17 protein-coding genes are annotated in these 21409 nt (G+C 74.1%); 10 read left to right on the forward strand and 7 right to left on the reverse strand.

Translation table 11 applies throughout. The annotated features are described in order from the left end of the window. Positions 1-212 precede the first annotated feature (212 nt). From AB0F11_RS23400 to AB0F11_RS23415, 4 genes are all read left to right on the forward strand, one after another. Positions 213-1532, forward strand: a complete 1320-nt coding sequence (locus tag AB0F11_RS23400; protein WP_362176971.1) for a DUF6777 domain-containing protein — start codon at positions 213-215, stop codon at positions 1530-1532. A 7-nt stretch (positions 1533-1539) separates the two neighbouring features. Next, entirely contained in the window at positions 1540-3603 is a 2064-nt protein-coding gene (locus AB0F11_RS23405) for a SpoIIE family protein phosphatase (RefSeq protein ID WP_362176973.1), read from the forward strand. Between the two features lie 125 nt (positions 3604-3728). Next, on the forward strand, positions 3729-4589 hold the full coding sequence (locus AB0F11_RS23410; protein ID WP_362176976.1) for a DNA-formamidopyrimidine glycosylase family protein: 861 nt from the start codon (positions 3729-3731) through the stop codon (positions 4587-4589). Between the two features lie 18 nt (positions 4590-4607). Continuing rightward, positions 4608-5021, forward strand: coding sequence for a hypothetical protein (locus AB0F11_RS23415; protein ID WP_362176979.1), 414 nt, complete (start codon positions 4608-4610; stop codon positions 5019-5021). Positions 5022-5062: 41 nt separating this feature from the next. On the opposite strand, the gene AB0F11_RS23420 is transcribed toward AB0F11_RS23415, so the two are convergent. Both AB0F11_RS23420 and AB0F11_RS23425 read right to left on the reverse strand, forming a co-directional pair. After that, the gene (locus tag AB0F11_RS23420; protein WP_362177056.1) at positions 5063-5527 is read right to left on the reverse strand and encodes a hypothetical protein; all 465 of its coding nucleotides are present in this window, start codon (positions 5525-5527) and stop codon (positions 5063-5065) included. A 225-nt stretch (positions 5528-5752) separates the two neighbouring features. Next, complete coding sequence (locus AB0F11_RS23425; RefSeq protein ID WP_361915079.1) at positions 5753-6292, reverse strand: sigma-70 family RNA polymerase sigma factor; 540 nt, start codon at positions 6290-6292, stop codon at positions 5753-5755. 251 nt (positions 6293-6543) lie between these two features. Between AB0F11_RS23425 and AB0F11_RS23430 the strand changes: the two genes are divergently transcribed. The 3 genes from AB0F11_RS23430 (at position 6544) to AB0F11_RS23440 (ending at position 12144) form a co-directional block, all read left to right on the forward strand. After that, the gene (locus AB0F11_RS23430) at positions 6544-7743 is read left to right on the forward strand and encodes a CapA family protein (RefSeq protein WP_362176982.1); all 1200 of its coding nucleotides are present in this window, start codon (positions 6544-6546) and stop codon (positions 7741-7743) included. A gap of 57 nt (positions 7744-7800) precedes the next feature. Next, the gene (gene lysX / locus AB0F11_RS23435; RefSeq protein WP_362176985.1) at positions 7801-11136 is read left to right on the forward strand and encodes a bifunctional lysylphosphatidylglycerol synthetase/lysine--tRNA ligase LysX; all 3336 of its coding nucleotides are present in this window, start codon (positions 7801-7803) and stop codon (positions 11134-11136) included. A 78-nt stretch (positions 11137-11214) separates the two neighbouring features. Further along, entirely contained in the window at positions 11215-12144 is a 930-nt protein-coding gene (locus AB0F11_RS23440; RefSeq protein WP_362176988.1) for a polysaccharide deacetylase family protein, read from the forward strand. A 104-nt stretch (positions 12145-12248) separates the two neighbouring features. On the opposite strand, the gene AB0F11_RS23445 is transcribed toward AB0F11_RS23440, so the two are convergent. Further along, the gene (locus AB0F11_RS23445; RefSeq protein ID WP_362176991.1) at positions 12249-12938 is read right to left on the reverse strand and encodes a class F sortase; all 690 of its coding nucleotides are present in this window, start codon (positions 12936-12938) and stop codon (positions 12249-12251) included. A 352-nt stretch (positions 12939-13290) separates the two neighbouring features. On the opposite strand from AB0F11_RS23445, the gene AB0F11_RS23450 reads away from it, so the two are divergent. Continuing rightward, positions 13291-14124, forward strand: coding sequence for a hypothetical protein (locus AB0F11_RS23450; RefSeq protein ID WP_362176994.1), 834 nt, complete (start codon positions 13291-13293; stop codon positions 14122-14124). Positions 14125-14333: 209 nt separating this feature from the next. Here the strand turns inward: AB0F11_RS23450 and AB0F11_RS23455 are convergent, their stop codons facing one another. The 3 genes from AB0F11_RS23455 to AB0F11_RS23465 all read right to left on the reverse strand — a co-directional run bounded on the left by AB0F11_RS23455 (position 14334) and on the right by AB0F11_RS23465 (position 16640). Next, positions 14334-14933, reverse strand: coding sequence for a hypothetical protein (locus tag AB0F11_RS23455; protein ID WP_362176997.1), 600 nt, complete (start codon positions 14931-14933; stop codon positions 14334-14336). Positions 14934-15135: 202 nt separating this feature from the next. Next, a complete protein-coding gene (locus tag AB0F11_RS23460) occupies positions 15136-15906 on the reverse strand; it encodes a hypothetical protein (protein ID WP_362177000.1) in 771 nt (256 codons plus the stop codon). Between the two features lie 59 nt (positions 15907-15965). Continuing rightward, on the reverse strand, positions 15966-16640 hold the full coding sequence (locus tag AB0F11_RS23465; RefSeq protein WP_362177003.1) for a hypothetical protein: 675 nt from the start codon (positions 16638-16640) through the stop codon (positions 15966-15968). Positions 16641-16955: 315 nt separating this feature from the next. On the opposite strand from AB0F11_RS23465, the gene AB0F11_RS23470 reads away from it, so the two are divergent. Together AB0F11_RS23470 and AB0F11_RS23475 are read left to right on the forward strand one after the other, a co-directional pair. After that, a complete protein-coding gene (locus AB0F11_RS23470) occupies positions 16956-17786 on the forward strand; it encodes an SAM-dependent methyltransferase (protein WP_362177059.1) in 831 nt (276 codons plus the stop codon). A 119-nt stretch (positions 17787-17905) separates the two neighbouring features. Next, positions 17906-20050, forward strand: coding sequence for an EAL domain-containing protein (locus tag AB0F11_RS23475; protein WP_362177062.1), 2145 nt, complete (start codon positions 17906-17908; stop codon positions 20048-20050). Between the two features lie 137 nt (positions 20051-20187). Here the strand turns inward: AB0F11_RS23475 and AB0F11_RS23480 are convergent, their stop codons facing one another. Then, on the reverse strand, positions 20188-21324 hold the full coding sequence (locus tag AB0F11_RS23480) for an FAD-dependent monooxygenase (RefSeq protein WP_362177006.1): 1137 nt from the start codon (positions 21322-21324) through the stop codon (positions 20188-20190). Between the last annotated feature and the right edge of the window lie 85 nt (positions 21325-21409).

Consider the following 21409-nt stretch of genomic DNA (forward strand, 5'->3'; position numbering starts at 1 on the left):
TCCCCTCCCAGCGCCCGGACGCCGGGCGCGGCCGAAATTCCTTGAACGCGTTCAACTCGCGATCGTGACCTTACGGGGTTCCTTGAACATGTTCAAGGGCGATCGTCCGCCCCCGGCGGATCGCGGTCCGCCCCGTCCGGCGCTCCGGTTGCGGCCCCCGCGCCGATACGGCAGACAGGAGGGGAACAACCGGGGCGAACAGGGAGAATCACGTGCCCGTACCGACAGCTCGTCAGGCGCCGCGCCGTCACACCCCGGCCCGCACCGCCCTCTTCACGCTGCTCGGCCTGCTCGCCGCGGCCTGCGGCGGTGCCGAGGAGACCAGTGGCGCGGCCGGCCCCGAGAGCCAGGACGTCCAACTCCAGCCGGTGGCCACCGCGGGCCCCGACCCCTTCACCGCCTCCAGCGCCACCGCCGAGTCCGCCCCCGTCCAGCCCCCGCTGCCCAATGCCACCGGCCGCGGCATCCGCACCGTGGGCGCGGCCACCCCCGGCCTCTACGGCGGCGCCCGCGGGCTCGGCAGCTGCGACGTCGAACAGCAGCTGCGCGCCCTGACCGCCGAGGACGGCAAGGCCGCCGCCTTCGCCCGGGCCGCCGGCGTGGAGCAGGCGAAGCTCCCCGAGTTCCTGCGCGGCCTCACCCCGGTCGTGCTCCGCGCCGACACCCGGGTGACCAGCCACGGCTTCCGGGACGGGAGCGCCCATGCCTTCCAGGCCGTCCTCCAGGCCGGCTCCGCCGTCCTCGTCGACGGCTACGGCATGCCCCGGGTCCGGTGCGCCTGCGGCAATCCGCTGCTCGCGCCGCGCGCCCCCAAGGGCTCCCCGGTGCTCAAGGGCGAACAGTGGAGCGGCTACCAGGCCAACCAGGTCATCGTCATCGAACCGACCCCCCACCCGGTCGGCAGCCTGGTCATCGCCAACACCGCCGACAACACCTGGATCGAGCGCACCATCGGCGACGCCGGCGCCCGGGACCGCACCCCCCAGGCGCTGCCCGCGCACGACCCGGCCGACGGCATCCCCACCGGTTCCCCCTCGTCCGTGGCCCCGGCCCCCGCCCGGCCGCCCGGCCCCCCGGGCTCCGTGCCCGGCTCGGCCGCGCCCGCGACCCCCGCCCCGCCGCCGGGCCGCCCGGTGCCGGACCGGCCGCTGGTGCCGGAGAAGCCCGCCCCGCGCCGTACGCCGCAGCCCGTGCCCCCGCGCGCGGAAGCCCTGCCCAACCCGCCGACGATCGCCCCCGACGTACCCCCCGCCGACCCGCCGCAGCAGTTCCGGGGGGCCGACCCGGCCGTCCCCCCGGACCCGCCCAGCCCCGACGGCCCGCTTGCCTGGCCGGACGCCCCGGCGGACCCCGCGGAGCCGTACGAGCCGAGCGAGCCGTACAAGCCTTTCGCGCCGCAGGAGCCGTACGACGCGTCGGAGCCGCGCGAGCCGTACGATGCGTTCGAGCCGGGCGAGCCGCGTGAGCTGTTCGACCAGGGCGGCGAGCCGTCCGACCCCTGGGAGTCCCCCTTCGACCGGGGGAGCGCCTGACCCTCCCGTGTGTCATGGTGGATCGGTGCCGACCACCGTATCGCTGCCGGACGACTGGCCCGCACACCCGGACCGGTCGCTCTCGCTGAACCGCATGGGAAGTTTCGACTGGGACCTGGACACCGGTCTCATGCACATGGACGCAGCGGCCCTCGACGTGTTCGACACGCCGCCCGAGGAGTACGACGGGCGCCCCGAATCCCTCTCCCGGCGGGTTCCCGCCGCCGAGTCGACCCGGCTCGACGCCCTCGTCTCCAGCGCCCTGAAGAGCCGCGAGGACAACTACGGCGCGTACTTCCGCATCCGCTGCCGCGACGGGCAGCTGCGCTGGACCCACACCCAGGGCCGCGTCCTGCGTGACGGCACCGGCCGCCCCTACCGCATCATCGGCATCGTCCGCGACGCCACCGAGGAGCTCAGCCACTCGGCGGAGCGCCTCGGCCTGGACGAGGAGCGCCGCCGCCAGACCTCGGTCGTCGAGAGCACCACCGCCGCCCTCGCCCACGCCCGCACCGTACGGGACGTCATCGACGTCATCGGCGACGCCCACGGCCTGGAGCGGCTCGGCTCGATGGGCATGGTGATGGGACTGGTCGAGGCCGGCCGGATCCACCTCGTCGCCGAGGGTCCCGAGGGCAGCTTCGTCCCCGGCACCCGCTACACCCGGATCGACGAGGGCTACCCGATGAGCGAGGTCGTCCGCTCGCTCCAGCCCCGCTTCCTCGACAGCGCGGACGAGTTCGCCGAGGACTACCCGGACCTCTGGGCGAAGATCTCGTACATGGACATCTCGGCGGCCGCCTACCTGCCGCTGATCGCCCAGGCCCGCCCCATCGGCGCGATCGGCCTGCTCTACAAGGACAAGGACGGCTTCACCCAGGAGGAGCGCAACCTCCTCGTCGCCCTCGGCAGCAGCATCGCGCAGAGCCTGCAGCGCGCCATGCTGCTGGAACAGGAGCACGACCTGGCCGAGGGCCTCCAGCAGGCGATGCTGCCGCGCCGCCTGCCCTCCGTCGAGGGCGGCGAGATCGCGGTCCGCTACCGCTCCGCGCGCATGGGCCAGGACATCGGCGGCGACTGGTACGACGTCATCCCCCTGCCGGGCGGCCGGGTCGGCGCCGTCATAGGCGACGTCCAGGGCCACGACACGCACGCGGCCGCGGTCATGGGCCAGCTGCGCATCGTCCTGCGCGCGTACGCGGCCGAGGGGCACGCGCCGGGCACGGTGATGGCCCGCGCCTCGGTGTTCCTGCACGAGCTGGACACCGACCGCTTCGCGACCTGCACCTACGTGGAGGCTGACCTGTCGACGGGCGTCCTCCAGGCCGTCCGGGCCGGGCACATCGACCCGCTGCTGCGCACCCGGGACGGGGACTGCCGCCGGCTCCGCGTCGAGGGGGGCATGCCGCTCGGGCTCTCGGCGGAGTTCGGCCGGCTGGAGTACCCGGTGACCACCGTGGAGCTGGACCCCGGTGAAACGCTCCTGCTGTGCACCGACGGACTGGTCGAACACCCTGGAGCCGACCTCGACGACGGGGTGCGGCTGCTGACCGGGCTGGTCCGCGCCGGCCCCGCCGACCTCCAGCGGCTGGCCGACCGGCTGTGCGAGGCGATCGACGAGCGCGGCGGCGACGACGACATGGCGCTGCTCCTGCTGCGCCGCCACGTCGAGGAGAGCCCCCAGGGCGGCGGCCGCCTCCAGCAGCACGTGGCCCCGGGCGACCCCGAGGCCCTCGTCGCGGCCCGCCACATGATCGGCGCGGCGGTACGGGCCTGGGGCGCGGGGGAGCGGGCCGACGAGATCGAGCTCGTCGCGGACGAGCTGATCGTCAACGCCCTGATGCACACCGACGGGCCCGCGATCGTGACCCTGCGCGTCCTGACGGCCCCGGACCGCCGGCTCCGCGTCGAGGTGGAGGACCGCTCCAGCGCGCTTCCGCGCCGCCGGGAGGCCGGCGACTCGGGGGTCTCGGGCCGCGGCCTGATGCTGGTGGACCGGCTGGCCGACGTGTGGGGGGTGGAATCGCGGGGCAGCGGCAAGTGCGTGTGGTGCGAGTTCGTGGTGACCTGACCGCGCGGCACCCGACCGTACGGCCGAGGCGCCCTGACCCGACCCGACCGCCCCACCCCCGGCCCGACCGGGCGCCGCGGGCCGCCCCGCTCGCGGATCGCCGCCCGGGCGGTCAGGCTGGGGGCATGCCCGAGCTCCCGGAGGTCGAGGCCCTGAGGGAGTTCCTCGACGAGCACCTCACCGAGCGGGTGGTCGCGCGCGTCCTCCCGCTCGCCGTCAGCGTGCTCAAGACCTACGACCCGCCGCTCACCGCCCTCGAAGGACAGACCGCGGGCCCCACCGCCCGGTACGGCAAGTTCCTCGCCCTGCGGATCGGCGCGCTCCACCTCGTCACCCACTTGGCCCGGGCCGGCTGGCTGCGCTGGCACGACACCCTCCCGGACCGCCCTCCGCGGCCCGGCAAGGGCCCGCTCGCCCTGCGCGTGGTGCTGGAGGACGGCGCCGGCTTCGACCTCACCGAGGCGGGCACGCAGAAGCGCCTCGCCGTGTACGTGGTCCACGACCCCCAGGAGGTGCCGGGCATCGCCCGGCTCGGCCCCGACCCGCTGGCCGAGGGCTTCGACCGGGACGCGTTCGCCGGGCTGCTGGCGGGGGAGCGGCGGCAGATCAAGGGGGTCCTGCGCGACCAGGGCGTGATCGCCGGGATCGGCAACGCGTACAGCGACGAGATCCTGCACGCGGCGAAGGTCTCGCCGTATCGGCTGGCCTCCGCCTTCGACGAGGAGCAGGTCACCCGGCTGTACGAGGCGGTACGGAGCACCCTGCGCGAGGCGGTCGAGCGCGCCCACGGCACGGCCGCCGCCCAGCTGAAGGCCGAGAAGAAGAGCGGGCTGCGGGTGCACGGGCGGGACGGGGAGCCGTGCCCGGTGTGCGGGGACACCATCCGCTCGGTGTCGTTCGCGGACTCCTCGCTCCAGTACTGCCCGACCTGCCAGACCGGCGGCAAGCCGCTCGCCGACCGCAGGCTGTCCCGTCTCCTCAAGTGAGCCGTACACTCCGGCTCCATGTCCCCTGAGCAGCTGCCCCCGCCCCCGCCGCCGCCCCGGCGGGAGACCGTCACGGGCGTGCCGCGCGGTGGCCGCCGCCGTCCGCCCGCCCACACCCCGGCCCGCTCCGAGATCTCCGAGCAGACCACCCTGGGCGCCACCTACGTACGGGCCCTGATGCGCAGCCAGCTGCGGGCCGGGCTGTGGGTCCTGGCCGCGCTCGGGCTGCCGGCCGCGGTCCTGCCGGTCCTGCTGGTGCTGCCGGGCGCGGCCTCGGGGCCGCTGGTGTGGGTGGTGCTCGGGCCGGCGGTGTACCCGCTGCTGTGGCTGACCGCCCGCCGGTACGTGAAGCGGGCCGAGCGCAACGAGGCGGACTTCACCGGCCTGGTGATGGACCCCGCCGAGGCCCCGGCCCCGCAGCGCCGCCTGTAGGCACGACCAACCCCGCCGGCAACTCCGGCCCCGCCGACGGCTCAGAACAGGTGCATGGCCAAGTGGCCGAGCGGCAGCCCGAGCTGCCAGGCGGGCGTCCACACGCGGGCGTTCTCGTCGAGGCCGTGCGGCAGGTCGGTGTGGCCGTGACGGCCCGGGTCGAGGTTGGTGGCGAACAGCTCGGTGCGGTCCAGCCAGCCCCAGGCGGCGCGGGCCAGTTCCAGGTCCGGGTCCTCGCCGCGGCCGCTCTCGCGGGCCTCCTCACCCAGGGCGAGGAACCGGGTGTGCACCCAGTCGCGCCAGGGGTGCCCGTACGCGGTCAGCGACAGCCACTCGTCGAGCTGCGAGACGACCCGGATGCCGGAGAGTTCGCCGGCGGCGTCCGAGAGGTAGATGGTCAGGGCGAGCGTGTCGCGCCCGGCACGGAACTCCAGGGTACTGGCCGGGATCAGCCGGCCCGTGCGCAGCAGTTCGTCGGCGATGTACTCCGCGTAGAGCCATGCCATGGGCACCGCGAGCCCGCCGTCACTGGTGCCGTTCGTACCCTCGGGCTGCACCGTTCCACCTTCTCCCGCGTGTCGAGCTTGCCGTCGTCAGCGTCGAGCCTTCACCGAGCGCCTCGCACAACGGGGGATGTTTACTCAACTTGAACGGTCTAAGGCCGATTTCCGTGCGGTTTCTGTCCGATCCGCGTGCATTGGGATCGTTCCGTGAGTGGATTTCCGGGATGATCAGGCGCCGAGGCCGTATCCGTATCCCTGGAGTCCCTTGCGCAGGGCGCGCAGGGCATAGTGCGTACGGGACTTGACGGTGCCGGCGGGGATGCCGAGCTCCGCCGCCGCCTCGGCCACCGAGCGGTCCCGGAAGTAGACCTGCATCAGCACCTCCCGGTGCTCCGGGCCCAGGGAGCCCACGGCCCGGCGGACGTCGATCGCCGTGACCGAGCCGGCCACCGCGTCCTCGGGCGCCGCCGCCTGCTCCAGGCCCTCCGCGTCGACCTCCTGCGGTCGGGACAGGCGCGCCCGCCGCGCATCGATCGCGAGCCGCCGCGCCACGGTGAACAGCCAGGGCCGCATGGACTCGTGGCCGCTGGAGAGGACCTCCGGGTGCTGCCAGGCCCGTACGAGGGTCTCCTGGACGAGGTCCTCGGCGCGCTGGGAGTCGCCGCCGGTGAGGCCGAGCAGAAAACCGAACAGAGCCCGTCCGTGGTCGCGCTGGAGTTCGGCCAGCGCCTCGGGGTCGGTGCGCGCGAGGGCGGGGGAGAGGGGCACGAGTGGCTCCTTCCTGGGTCCGTTCGGGGCTGATGGGCCCACCCTGACCTGCGCCGGGCGCCGGCGGGAACGGTCCGGCCCGGGCGTTGCGCCCAAGCACCCGGGTGGTCCGGTGGGCGGCCGCGCCCGGCGACGAACGGTCGAACGGCGCGCCGAACGGGCCGCCGGGTGGCGGATCCGCCGGCCGACACGCGCACCACCCCCCTGATGGGTTAAAAGATGATCAGGCAGTCCCATGAATGGAGCCCCCCATGACCCCGCACGCCCGACGGGCCCTCGCCCTCCTCTCGGCCACCCTGCTCTCGGCCGCGGCCGCCGCCTGCACGGCCGGCAAGGAACCCGCCTCGGCCCGCCTCGGCAACCCCCAGGACCCACCACCGAGCGCCGGCCGGTCCACCGCCGCCCGCGGATTCACCCTGGTCGCCAGCGGCGACGTACTGCCGCACGACTCGATCATCAAGCGCGCGCACAACGACGCCGGCGGCAACGGCTACGACTTCAAGCCGATGTTCGCCAAGGTCAAGCCGGTCGTCTCGGCCGCCGACCTGGCCATATGCCATATGGAGACCGTCTACGGCCCCGACGGCGGCCCGTTCACCGGATACCCCGCCTTCCAGTCCCCGCCCCAGGTCGCCGAAGGGCTCCGCGACGCCGGCTACGACGGCTGCTCCACGGCCTCCAACCACACCCTCGACGCCGGGGCCGAGGGGCTGGGACGCACCCTCGACACCTTCGACCGCGTCGGCCTCAAGCACGCCGGATCGGCCCGTACGGCAGCCGAGGCGGCCGCCCCGACCCTGTACGCGGCCGGGACCGCGAAGGTCGCCCACCTCGCCTACACGTACGACACCAACGGCTACCCGATGCCCCCGGGCCGGCCCTGGGCCGTCAACCTCATGGAGAAGGACAGGATCATCGCGGACGCGCGGGCCGCCCGGAAGGCGGGCGCGGACGTGGTCCTGGTCAGCCTGCACTGGGGCACCGAATGGCAGACCGAGCCGGACGAGAAGCAGCTCTCCCTCGGCAAGGCCCTGACCGCCTCGCAGACCGCCGGACGCCCCGACATAGACCTGATACTCGGGACCCACGCCCACATACCGCAGGCCTACGAGAAGGTCAACGGGACCTGGATCATCTACGGCATGGGCGACCAGGTCGCCGGCGAGATGTTCAACCACTCGGGCGCACGGGACGTGCGCGGCAACTACGGCTCCATCGGCCGCTTCACCTTCGCCCCGCCCGCGGCCCCCGGCGGGCGCTGGCAGGTCACCAAGGCCGAGTTCATACCGCAGATGATGGACCTGTCCGCCGGCCAGGTCCTCAACCTTCCGGCCGCCCTGGCCGCGGACCCGGTCGGCGGCGACCGCCGCCGCGCCCAGGAGGCCATAGCCGGGGCCGTCCTCAGCCGCGGGGCGGCCAAGGACGGCCTGACGATGGCCGGCAATCCCTGACAGGGGGCCATGGGCTTCGTCGCGCGGAGCCCCGGCGCCCTCCCTACAGTGCGAACCATGAGCGCCACTCTGGAGGAGACCCGCGGCACCGGCGGCCCCGGCGGCACCCGCGGCACCCGGAACCGCTTCATGAACCGGGTGCCGGACGGATTCGCCGCGTTCTTCGGCACGCTCGGAGTGTTCTGCGCCGTCCTCGCGCTCTCCCCGACGCTGCGCCACCTCCTGCGGCACGTGGTGCGCTTCCTCGACGAGTTCGTGGTGCCCGTCAGCGCGAACCTCGCCTACGCCGTCTTCCTCTTCCTGCTCGCGGCCGCCCTCGGCACCCGCAAGAAGGTGGCCTGGTGGATCGTCGTCACCTATCTGGCCCTGCTGGTCGCGGTCGACCTGATGATCATGGCCGACGGGGACTACTGGATCGGCGGCCCCTCCATGGCCATCGCCGTCGCCGCCCTGGTCCTCCTGGTCGCCGGGCGCAGGGAGTTCTACGCCGCCTCCCGCCCCGGCGCCTTCTGGCGGGCCCTGCTCGTCCTGGGCCTCGGCCTGCTCGCCGCCGTCCTGCTCGGCTGGGGGCTCGTCGCGCTGTTCCCCGGCACCCTGCCCCGCGACCAGTGGCTGGACTGGGCCGCCAAACAGGTCTTCGGCGGCCTGTTCTCCGACCGCCAGTTCGACGGCCGCCCGCCGCGCCCCCTGAACTTCCTCCTCGGCCTCTTCGGCGCCCTCGCCCTGCTGAACGCCGCCGCCACCCTCTTTCGCTCCCAGCGGCTGACCGCCGCCCTGCACGGCGACGAGGAGCCCCGCATCCGCGCCCTGCTCCGTGCGTACGGCCGCAGCGACTCCCTCGGCTACTTCGCCACCCGCCGCGACAAGGCCGTCGTCTTCGCCCCCAACGGCAAGGCCTGCGTCACCTACCGCGTCGAGGCCGGCGTCTGCCTCGCCAGCGGCGATCCGGTCGGCGACCCGGGCGCCTGGACCCCCGCCATCGACGCCTGGCTCGGCGTCGCCCGCCGCCACGGCTGGCAGCCCGCCGTGATGGGCGCCTCCGAGGACGGCGCCACCGCCTACGCCCGCTCCGGGCTCAGCGCCCTCCAGCTCGGCGACGAGGCCATCCTCCACGTCGCCCACTTCGACCTCGACGGCCGCGACATGCGCGTCACCCGCCAGGCCGTCAACCGCGTCAGACGGGCCGGCGCCACCACCCTCGTCCGCCGCCACTCCGCCCTCACCGAGGAGGAGATGGAGCGGATCATCGACCGCGCCGACACCTGGCGCGACACCGAGACCGAGCGCGGGTTCTCCATGGCCCTGGACCGGCTCGGCGACCCCGCCGACGGGGACTGCCTGCTGGTCGAGGCCTTCGACAAGGACGGCGATCTGATCGCCCTGCTGTCCTTCGTCCCCTGGGGCAGGGACGGCATCTCCCTGGACCTGATGCGCCGCGACCGCACCGCCCCCAACGGGGTCATGGAGTTCATGGTCGCCGAGCTGTGCGCCGCCTCCCCCGGCCTCGGCGTGCGCCGGATCTCCCTCAACTTCGCCGTCTTCCGCTCCGCGTTCGAGGAGGGCGGCCGCATCGGCGCCGGCCCGGTCCTCAAGCTGTGGCGCCGGCTGCTGCTGTTCCTCTCCCGCTGGTGGCAGCTGGAGGCCCTGTACCGCTCCAACGTCAAGTACGGGCCCGAGTGGTACCCGCGGTTCCTGTGCTACCAGGACGCCGGTTCGCTCGCCCGGGTCAGCCTCGCCTCCGGGATCGCCGAGGGCTTCGTCTCCGTACCCAGCCTGCGCAAACTCTGGGGCAAGGGCCACCCCAAGGGCGGCGCCGCCGCCCCCGCCACCACCGAGGGCCTGCCCTCCCTCGACGCGCTCGGCCTGGAACTCGCCGCGCTGGAGGAGGGGCGCGCCGCCCCGGCCGAGCGGCTCCCCGATCAGGTACGGGTCCGCCACGACAAACTGGAGCGCATCCGCGCGGCCGGCGTGGACCCGTACCCGGTCGGCATCCCCCCGCGCACCCACACCGCGGCCGGGCTGCGGGCCGCCCACCCCGGCGGCCCGCCCGGCGCCCGCACCGGCGAACGGGCCACCCTCGCCGGGCGCGTCATGGTCGTACGCGACCTCGGCGGCGTGGTCTTCTCGGTCCTGCGCGACTGGTCGGGGGACATACAGCTGCTGCTCACCCGCGATGAGGCGGGGGCGGACGTACTGGACGCCTTCACCTCCCGGGTCGACTTCGGCGACCACGTCCTCGCCACCGGGGAGATCGGCACCAGCAAGTCCGGCGAGCTCTCCCTCGTCGTCACCTCCTGGCAGCTCACCGGCAAATGCCTGCGCCCCCTGCCGGACAAGCGCAAGGGCCTGGCCGACCCCGAGGCCCGGGTCCGGCGCCGCTACCTCGACCTGGTGGCCAGCCCCGAGGCCCGGGACGTCGTACGGGCCCGCTCGGCCGCCGTCCAGGCCCTGCGCCAGGGGCTGCTCGACCGCGGCTACCTGGAGGTCGAGACCCCGATTCTCCAGCAGATCCACGGCGGCGCCAACGCCCGGCCCTTCCGCACCCACATCAACGCCTACGACCTCGACCTGTACCTGCGCATCGCGCCCGAGCTGTACCTCAAGCGGCTGTGCGTGGGAGGCCTGGAGAAGGTCTTCGAGATGGGCCGCACCTTCCGCAACGAGGGCGTGTCCTACAAGCACAACCCCGAGTTCACGATGCTGGAGGCCTACCAGGCCTTCGCCGACTACGACGTGATGCTCGACCTCACGCGCGAGCTGATCCAGGGCGCGGCGAGCGCAGCGTTCGGCGAGCCGATCGCCCACAAGGCGGGACCGGACGGCAAGCTCACCGTCCACGACATCTCGGGACCCTGGCCGGTCAGGACCGTCTACGGGGCGATCAGCGAGGCGCTCGGCGAACCGGTCGACGCCGACACCGGGGAGCATGCGCTGCGCGCGCTGTGCGACCGGGCCGGGGTGCCGCACGCGCCGGAGGACACCCGCGGGGACGTGGTGCTGGAGATGTACGAGCGGCTGGTGGAGGAGAAGACCACCCTGCCCACCTTCTACAAGGACTTCCCCACCGACGTCTCCCCGCTGACCCGCCAGCACCGCGGGGACCCGCGCCTCGCCGAGCGCTGGGACCTGGTGGCCTTCGGCACCGAGTTGGGCACCGCCTACTCGGAGCTCACCGACCCCGTCGAGCAGCGGCGCCGGCTGACCGCCCAGTCGCTGCTGGCGGCGGGCGGCGACGCGGAGGCGATGGAGCTCGACGAGGACTTCCTGGACGCCCTGGAGTACGCGATGCCGCCGACCGGCGGCCTGGGGATCGGGGTGGACCGGCTCGTCATGTTCCTCACGGGCCTGACGATCCGCGAGACGCTGCCGTTCCCGCTGGTGCGGCGCGGCTGATCCGCCGACCGGGTGAGGGGAGGCGGGCGCGTCCGCGCCTCCAGGCCTCTGCGGCGAAGTCGTTGGTACGTAGTAATAATGAAAAATGACGAGCCGACAGTAGGGCGGCGCGTGGTCCTGCGGACCGCCGTCTTCCTCGGAATCGCCGGGGCCTGCGGACTGCTCGCCGACGGCGGCACCGGCACCCCCGGGCAGACCGCCGGCGGCGGAACCGGTGCGGGAGCCGGTCCTGGTGCCGGCGTCGGGCCCACGGGCGCGCAGCCCAGATTCGGCGGCGGCCCCGGACCGCGCGGAGTCCGGGCCCCGCGGCCGCAGACGTCCGCCCGCACCCCGTACCGCCTGAGCCCCATGACCGCGGAGGTGCCCCTGCGCGCGCCCACGGCGAGACCCACCGTCCGCACCCGCCCCGTCATGGAACTCCCGCCCGAGGCGAGCAAGGCGGGGGCCATGGTCCTCACCTTCGACGACGGCCCCGACTCCCGCCACACCCCGCACATCCTCGACACCCTCGCCCGGTACGACGTCCGCGCGGTGTTCCTCGTCTGCGGGGAGAGGGCTTCCGAGAACAGGGACCTGCTGCGCCGGATGACCGCCGAGGGCCACGTCATCGGCAACCACACCTGGTCCCACCCCCACATCCCCAGGCTCAGCCGGCCCGACCTCGCAGCCGAGATCGCCCGTACCAGCGAGCTGGTCCAGGAGACGGTGGGGGAGCCGCCCGTGTGGTTCCGCGCGCCGTACGGGGAGTGGAACCGGGCCGCGTTCGAGATCGGGGCCGAGCTGGGCATGGAGCCGCTCGCGTGGACCGTCGACAGCTTCGACTGGAAGGATCCGGGCACGGCCACGATCATCTCGCGCGTCCTGCACCGCGCCGGACCCGGCGTGATCGTCCTCAACCACGATGCGGGCGGCGACCGGATCCAGACCGTCCGGGCGCTGACCGCGTACCTTCCCCAACTCCTCGCCCGCGGCTACCGCATGACCCTCCCGCCACTGCCGCCGCGCTGAGGCCGCCCCCTCGCCGGTCGGTCCCGTACGGGACCGTGTCGCGAGGGGGCCGTGCCGTACGGGGCCGGTGCCGCCCGCGGCGGACACCGCGCCCCACCCGGCCGTCAGCGGGCCGAGACCATCCGGGCGAAGACGACCACGTTGCCGTCGTAGCCCCGGGCCCTGGAGTAGTTGCCGCCGCAGGTGATCACCCGGAGCTCGGGCAGGCCGGTGTCCCCGTAGACCCGGGCGCCGGGGAAGGAGTCCTTGGAGAACACCTCCACCCCGTACACCTCGAACACCGCCGTGCGCCCGTCGTAGCGCTGCACCTCGATGTGGTTGCCCTTGTGCAGCGAACCCAGGCCGTAGAAGACGGCGGGTCCCTGCGCGTTGTCGACGTGTCCGACGATCACCGCCGAACCGCGCTGGCCCGGGGAGATCCCGTTGAGGTACCAGCCCGCCAGGTTCGGGTCCTCCGGCGGCGGGGCGTCGATCCAGCCCTGGGCGTCCACCCCGACCGTCATCACCGGCGCGTCCACCTTGATCTCGGGGATCCGGATGCGCTGCACGGAGGAATGCCCCAGCGGCTCCGGCGGCATCGGCGCCACGGGAGCCGGTACCGGCGCCTGCGGCACGGCGGCGCCCGACGGAGGCGGCATGGCGGGTGCCACCGCCGAGGCCGCCGTCGGCTGCGGCGGCCCGTCCTCGAGGCCCGCTCCGTTGCGCATCAGGGCGAGGCCGCTGAGCATGACCAGTGCGAGCACGCCCCAGGGTGATCGTCTTCTCGGCGGCTGCTCGCTCTCGTCCTCGGTCATGGCTCTCCCTTCCCGACGCGGGGGTCCCGACCCGCGCTCCCGTCCCACCCCGGTACGCCCTTCTCCAGGCACGCTAAGGCCGGTTCCGCAAGACGGCGATCGGTGAAGGGCGAACGGGTGGCCCGTCCGGAACGGATGCGCCCATACAGGTATTCATCACATAAACAGCTGACGGGTCGTGACCTGCGGATCCGTCAGCAGCAGTGCCAACCCCTCGGCGTGTCGCTCAACCGTGCGGCCCAAAGCCGGACATGCGCTGCTTGCGGGGCGACCCGAGGGTTCCTGGTGGGAGGCGTTCTCGTCGATCAGCCCGGGCGACCGCTCCGGGGCGCTTTCCGCTGGAGGTTCCACCATGCGTGTTCTGCGCGCTCTCACCGTGACCGCGGCGGCCTGCGCCGCCGTCGGTCTCAGTATCCCGTTGGCCTCGGCGAACCCCGTAAGCGACCCGCCCGGCGCCCGGGCCACCCCCACGGCGGATCCGCCGGCCGGCCCGGGTGCCCCCGCGCCGGCCCCCGCGGCCGAGGCGCCGACCGGCCCGGGTGCTCCCGCGGCGGCTCCCGCGGCCGAGGCGCCCGCCGCTCCGGAGGCCCCCGCGGCGGCACCCGTGGGCGAGGTGCCCGGAGCACCTGGTGCCCCCGCGGCCGCCCCCGCAGGCGATCCGCCCGGCACCCGCGGCCTCCCCGCGGACGGTCTCCCCGCGGGCGGCCTCCCCGCGGGCGGCCTGGCCGGCGTCCGGGGCGGCGACGGGGACGGCGGCCGGGGCGGCGACGGAGGCAACAGCGGCAGGGGGCCCAGCAACGTCACGGTCAACCCGTACTCCGTGCACCAGGGCTCCACGATGCAGGTCAGCGCCGCCGGTTGCACCCGCGGCGGCACCGTCTGGTCGCCCAACAACTTTCCGCAGGCCAACCTGTCGGCCGGCTCGATCGGGTTCGCGACCGTCCGCATCTTCAACCACGCCTCGCCCGGCAACCACACGCTGTCCGTCAAGTGCAACGACAACAGCCTGGTCGCCACGCACCGCTTCACGATCCTCGAGGGCAGGGGCGCACAGGGCGGCCTCGGCGGCTCGTTCGGCCCGTCCACCGCCGAGACGGCCATCGGCGCGAGCCTGGTGGGAGCCGGGGCGCTGGGCGCGGGCATCCACGTGCTGCGCCGGCGCCGCCCGGCCCGCAACCGGACCTGACGGCCGGCCGAGCTCCCCGGTCCCGGCCCGGTGAACCGCCGGTCGCCCCGAATCCAGGCCGCCCCGAATCCAGGCCGGGACTCGGGGCGACCGGCGGTCGGTGGTCAGCGGGTGGTTGATCCGGCGGCCCGTCGGGGCAGTGGTCCCCCAACGCCCCGGGCGCGGTGGCCCCGGTGCGGCGGTCCGGGGGCGGCGGTCCCGGGGCGGCGTCAGTGCACGCGGGTGGAGCGGCGGCGGAGCGCGTACGCGGTCGCGCCCGTCGCGACGAGGAAGAGGCCGCCGCCGGCGCAGAGTTCCCACGGGTCCATCCCGGCAGCGCTGCCGCCCAGACCGCCGCGGACGCCGAGCGAGGCGCCCCGGGTGGCCGCGGTGGCCGTGCTCGCCGTCCCGGTGGGCCGCGCCAGGGCCCTGGCGCTGGAGGTGGAACTGGTGGTGGGCCGGCTGGTGCCGCCGGCGATGGTGAGGTCGGCCGAGCCGTTCTCGCCGTTGCACGTGAAGGTGACCGAGTAGAGGGCCCCGCGCCGGACGTCGCGGTCGACCCGGACGCGGGCGGTCTGGCCGCGCGGGATGCTCACCGTGTCGAAGACGCCCGAGGAGACGGTCGCATAGGCCGCGTCGCAGCCGGTGACGGAGAGCACGGTCTGCCCGCCGGGCTCGACCGTGGACGGGGTGAGGGCGAAGCCGAACGATGTGACGGGCTGCGCCTCGGCCGCGCTCGCGGCGGCCGCGCCGAAGGCACCGAGCGCGAGTACGGCGCCCGCGGCGCCGGCGCTCAGCAGTGCTGTGGCGGAGGTACGTATCGCGCTCATCGGGGGTTCTCCGGATCTGGCGAGGAGCACCCGCGGAAGGGTTTTTCCGCCGGTGGGAGGTCGTGCACCTCGATGTCCGCCACGCTAGGTGCGGGCGCGGTGACCCGCGATCAGAAACGGGCAAACGGGGCATGCAGGTGGGCCGTACCGGTGACGCGGAGCCCCGCGCCGGTTTGGCCGGCCCACCCGCGTGCCCGTGCGGTCAGTCCTCCAGGCCCAGGTGGGGGAACTGCGCGAAGAACGGCTCGGCGGTGGCGGCGATGCCCCGCCCGAAGGGGGCGTCGAAGTCCCAGATCAGGAACAGCAGGAAGGCGATCAGCGCGCTGAACAGGCCCGCCAGCAGCAACTCCCGGAACGAGCGGCGGATCTGGAGGGTGAAGATCATCCCCACCGTCACCAGCGCCCCGGTGATCAGCCCGAACCAGACCACCCCGGGCATGGTCGCCCCCGCGCTCTCGGCGCGCGCACTGCGGGCGTCGTCCACCAGGGCCACCTGGTCCACGAGGGGCTGGTAGGCCTGGCCCTCGTGGTCGGTCTGGGGCACGTAGTCGGTCACGTCGCGCCGGATGCGCTCCAGCAGCTCGGCGCTGCGGTCCGTGACGGACTCGTGCTCGGCCATCTCCTTCCACTCCGTGTCCACCACGTACGTCACGTACGCGTCGACGTCGGAGCGGATCTTCGCCCGCACGTCGGCGGGGTAGACCTGGGCGCGGGCGCTGATCTCGTGCAGCGCCTGCGCCTCCTGGCGCACGTACTCCTGGGCGGCCCCGCGGCCCTCCCAGACACCGGCGATCGCCAGGCCCAGCACGATCGCGTAGATCACCCCGATCATCATCGTCATGTACTCGATGACGTCCGGGGTCTCGTTCGGATCGTCGTCGTCACCGATCCGGCGGTGGTTGAAGAAGGCGATGGCCAGCACGACGGCGCAGGCCGCGGCCATCGCGAGGGTCAGGACGAGCCATTCCGACAAGATGACTCCCAATCGGTTTTCACGGGCGGGTGGGGCCCACGGGCGGGTGGGGGCGGGGGCTAGCGCGGGCGCAGCGCGACGATCGCGAGCACCGCGGGCGCCGCGGTCATGAGCGTGAAGGTCACCGGCGAGATGTGGTGGCCGACCGGCTTGGCGGCTGCCGCGTGGTACGCGGGCCGGGCCACGGCCTTCTTCACGGGCGGTGGCGGTGGCGGTGGCGGCGTCACCGCGGGGGCCGGGGCGGCGTGCACGCGGTGCGGGGCCGGTACGGGCTTGGGCGCGGGCGGTTCGGGGGGCTTGGGGGCCGGCTTCGGCGGCGGTGGCGGGGTGGGCTTCGGGGCGGGCGGGGGAGTGGGCGCGGGCGGCGGTGTCGGCTTGGGCGGAGGGGGCGGGGTGGGCTTCGGCGGGCACGGCGGGGGCGGCGGCGGAGGGCAGTGGTGCCCGTCGTGGCCGTGGCCGCCGCCGTGGTGCCAGCCGTTGCCGTTGCCGTTGCCGTGGGTGCCGGCATGACCGTTTCCGCGGCCGCCCGGCGGGCCGTCGCCGTGATGTGCGCCACCCCGGGCCCCTTCTGCGGGGCTGCTGCCGGCGGCTGAGACCGGCCCGGCGGCGCCTGCGGCGCCGTCGGCGCAGATCGTCGCGTGGGCGCAGCTATCGGCCACGGCCGGAGTGGCCGACAAGGCCACCCACAGCAGGGCGGGGACCACCAGCAGGCGCCTGGTAGAGGCTCTGTTCACCCCGGCAGCATGGGCTCGCGCGCGCCCGCGCACGCGGGAGCCGGTCCTGGTTCGCCTGAACGGATGGAGCGCGGACCGTAGAGGTTTGAGCCACGAATCGAAGGCACCCGATCGCAGAGTCGTTCAATCCCATAAGCGACTTGTCGGTTTCGGCCATCCGGTGCGGCGGGGGTCGCAGGGGCCTTTGGTGTGTGATGAAGAACGGATCACCAATTTCCGCTTTTGCTCGCCCCCTTGGGCAATGATCAGTACATTCGGCTCGGACAGCTGTCCGACCCCGCCAAGACCGCACTGGACCACGACTTGGAGACCGCGATGGAGCGCCCCGCCTGGGCCCCGCCAGGGATCGACATATCGGTGCCGAGCGTGTCCCGCATCTACGACTACTACCTGGGCGGATCGCACAACTTCGAGGTCGACCGCCAGGCCGCCCGCCGCGCCATGGAGTTCATGCCGGGCCTGCCCAAGATCATGCAGGCCAACCGGGCCTTCATGCGCCGCGCGGTCCGCTACGCCGTCTCCCGTGGCATCACCCAGTTCCTCGACATCGGCTCCGGCATCCCCACCTTCGGCAACGTCCACGAGGTCGCCCAGGCCGCCAGCCCCGAGGCCCGCGTCGTCTACGTCGACCACGACCCGGTGGCCGTCGCGCACAGCCGCGCCGTCCTGGCCGGCGACGACCGCACCGCCGTCGTCGCCGCCGACCTGCGCAAGCCCCGCGACATCCTGTCCGCCCCCGAAGCCGTGCGGCTGCTGGACCTCGACCGGCCGGTCGCCCTGCTCCTGGTCGCCGTCCTGCACTTCCTGGAGGACGCCGACGACCCGTACGACGCCGTCGCCGAGCTGCGCGACGCGCTGCCCGCCGGCAGCCTGCTGGTCATCACCCACGCCTCGTACGAGGGCCTCCCGCTCTCCGAGGAGGTCGCCGGCGGGATGGTCGGCGTCTACCGCGACATCCGCAACCCGCTGGTGATGCGCAGCCGCGAGCAGGTCACCCGCTTCTTCGACGGGTTCGAGCTGGTCGACCCGGGGCTCGTGTCGATGCCGAACTGGCAGCCCGACGGCCTCGAGGACCCGCAGGACGGGGAGATGCCGGAGGACCCGTACGCGTTCTCGGGCTTCGGCGGAGTGGGACGCAAGGCGTGAGATCCACGGCCGCGGTGCCGCCCGGCACACCGACCCCCGACGGCGCGGAACCCGCAGCGGGCGCACCCGCCCAGACCCCGCCACCCGGCCCGCCGGCAGGACCGGCGGGCCCCGCCGCGCTGCGCGCCGGCCTGGAGGACCGGATCGGGCGCTTCGCGACCATCTGGGGTCGCGCGATCTTCCCCTTCACCGCGACCTCGCTGACCCGCGTCGAGTTCGAGCAGCACCTCGTGCCGCTCACCCGGACCCTCGCCGAGGCCCTGCACGCCCGGCCCTTCGACGCGGCCGTCGCCCAGCAGGTGGGGGCCGAGCTCGTCGCCGTCCACTGCACCGACCCCGAGGCGCTGGCCGGAACGCTCGGTGTCGTCGAGTCCTACCTCGTGCTCTACTGCGGCCCCGACGGGGTCGGCGTCGAGGGCGCCGAGGAGTACCGCTCGCGCTGCGCGCGGCTGCAGCACGGGATCGCGGCGGGCTTCGCCCGGGCCCTGCGCGAGCGCACCCTGCGGGAGCAGGAGGCCATCGCCCGTTCCGCGCTGACCGCCCGCATCGACGCCCAGCAGGCCCTGCACGCGAGCGAGGAGCGCTTCCGGGCGGTTTTCGAGGGCGCGGCCATCGGCATCGGCATCGCCGACCTTGAGGGCAACGTCATCGAGGTCAACGACGCCCTGCTGCAGATGTTCGGTGGCATGGGCGGGCACGTCCGCGGCCGCAACGTCAGCGAGTGGGGCCACCCCGACGACGCCCCGCACGTGTGGCGCATGTACGGGGAGCTGGTCCGCGGCGAACGCGAGAGCTACCGCGTGGAGAAGCCGTACTACCGCCACGACGGGACCGTGCTGTGGACCAACCTCACGGTGTCCCTGCTGCGGGACGCCGAAGGGGTGCCGCAGTACCAGCTGGCCCTGATGGAGGACACCACCGAGCGCCGCCTGCTGAACCTGCGCCTGCGCTACGAGGCCACCCACGACGCCCTGACCGGACTGCCCAACCGGACCCTGTTCTTCGAGCGCCTGGAGAAGGCCCTCGCCGGGGCCGGCGGCAGCCGCTTCGGCCTGTGCTACCTGGACCTGGACGGCTTCAAGGCCGTCAACGACAGCCTCGGCCACTCCGCGGGCGACCGGCTCCTGGTGGAGGTCGCCGACCGGCTGCAGAGCTGCGCGACCGGACCGGGCGAGGTCGTCGCCCGGCTCGGCGGCGACGAGTTCGTGGCCCTGACCACCGGCCCGGACACCGAGGAGAAGGTGACCGAGCTCGCGGTCCGCATCCTGTCCGCGCTGTCCACCCCCATCCGGATCGAGGGCCGGGAGCTGTCGGTGCGCGGCAGCATCGGCATCGTCGAGGGCCCGGCGGGGGAGCGGACCCCGGCGGAGGTGCTGCGCAGCGCCGACATCACCATGTACCGGGCCAAGGCGGCCGGCGGCAGCCGTTTCGAGTTCGCCGACGCGGAGGCCGACGCCCGCGCCATCACCCGCCACGGCCTGACCAACGCCCTGCCCGCCGCCCTGGAGCGCGGCGAGTTCTTCATCGAGTACCAGCCGCTGGTCCACATGCACGACGGCAGCGTCCACGGAGCCGAGGCGCTGGTGCGCTGGGAGCACCCACAGTACGGGGTGCTCGGCCCGGACCGCTTCATCCCGCTCGCCGAGCGCACCGGGCTGATCGTGCCGCTCGGCCGCTGGGTCCTGGAGGAGTCCGTCCGCCAGGCCCGCAACTGGCAGCGCCAGCTCGGCGGCACGGCCCTGCGGATCAACGTCAACCTCTCGCCGACCCAGCTGCACCACCCCGGCCTCGTCGCCGACACCGTCGCCGTCCTGGAGAACTCCGGCCTCGCCCCGGGCGCGCTGTGCCTGGAGGTCACCGAATCGGCCCTGATCGGTGCCGACGACGAACTCCTGGAACCGCTGCGCCGGCTGGCCGAGCTCGGCGTGGACATCGCCCTCGACGACTTCGGCACCGGCTACTCGAACCTGGCGAACCTGCGCCGCCTGCCGGTCAGCGTGCTGAAGCTGGACCGCTCCTTCACCAAGGGCATGCAACAGCAGCCCGCCAACCCGGTCGACGTCAAGATCGTGGAAGGCATCGTCGCCCTCGCCCACAGCCTCGAACTCGCCGTCACGGTCGAGGGTGTGGAGACCGGAGCCCAGGCCGCCCAACTGCGCGCCCTCGGCTGCGACACCGCGCAGGGCTGGTACTACGCCCGCCCCGGCGCCCCCGACCGCATCCACGCCCTCTCCCTCTGCGACGCGGTCCCCACCCCCTCCTGACGCTCCCCCTCCCGACGACCTTCTCCTGGCTACCCCTCCTCACAGCCCCCTGCCGAAGACCCCCTCCCGAAGCCCCGCTCCCGCGGGGCCCAGGCCGAGCGCGGTCAGCCTCGGGCCCGGGCCCGCGGCCCGACCGCCTACGGCTCCGGCCGCTGCTCCGCTTCCGGCTCCGGCTCGGGCTCCGGGGCGAGCTCGTACGGGTCCCGGTCGCGGCCCGCCTCGGTGCCGCGGCCGGGCGTGCGGACCGCCTCGACGACCCGCTCGTACCGCTGCGCCGTGTCGGCCACCACCGCGGCGGCCACCGCCAGCCGCTCCGCCGCGTACGCCTCGAGCACCTCCGCCCCGGCGCCCCCGGTCAGGACCGCGGCCAGGGCCCGCCCGAGGGCGGCGGCGTCCTCGATGCCGGTGTTCATGCCGAGCCCGCCGGCGATCGGGTGGACGTGCGCCGCATCGCCCGCGAGGAAGACCCGGCCCTCGCGTATCCGAGCGGCCACGCGGACGTTGATCCGCCAGGACGAGAGCCACGTCGGATCGGCGAGCCGGATCCCCGGCATCCGCGCGTACCGGTCGAAGAGCCTCTGGAAGCCCTCCAGCGACGGCGGCCGCGCCGTGCCCCGCTCGTCCGTTTCGGGCACGGCCTGCAGCTGGAAGCTGTCCGTCCCGGGCATCGGGCAGAGCAGGATGCCGCCGCCCTCCGCCGTGAACCACTGGTGCCAGAACTCCCGGCTGAGCCCGGGCGCCCGCACGTCCCCGAGCACCATCGCCTCCTCCTGGGCCGTGTGCCCCTCGAAGGGGATCCCCAGGAGCTTGCGGGTCGTGCTGGAGCCGCCGTCGCACCCGGCGAGGTAACCGGCCCGGATCACTCGCCCGTCCGCGAGCTCCGCCTCGACGCCGGCCGCGTCCTGGCGGATCGCCGCGAGCCGCGCTCCGTACTCGACGCGCACGCCGAGCTCGGCCAGCCGGTCGCGCAGCGCCTCCTCGATCTGCCACTGGCCGATGAGCAAGCCGTCGTCGTCCCCGGGGGTGTCGCTGACATGGTCCCCGTCGAAGTACTTGCGCAGCACCAGCCCCGTCCGCCCCGTGGCCCGCACCCGCTCGGCGATGCCGAGTTCCTCGAACACCTTGAGGCTGCTGCAGCGCAGCCCCTTGCCGCGCGATTCCCGGTGCGGTGCCTCGCGCTGCTCCACGACCCGCACCGCGATGCCCCGGCGGGCCAGGTCGCAGGCCAGGGTGAGCCCCGTCGGGCCGGAGCCCGCGATGAGTACGTCCGTCATCGGATGTCCCTTTCCTCGTCGTTGTCTCAAGGAAAGCGGCTCCCGCCAAAAAAAGCAACCGGGTCACAAAAATGACCCGGTCACT

This window comes from Streptomyces sp. NPDC032472 (genome assembly GCF_040636955.1).
In the GTDB taxonomy this organism is placed as follows: domain Bacteria; phylum Actinomycetota; class Actinomycetes; order Streptomycetales; family Streptomycetaceae; genus Streptomyces.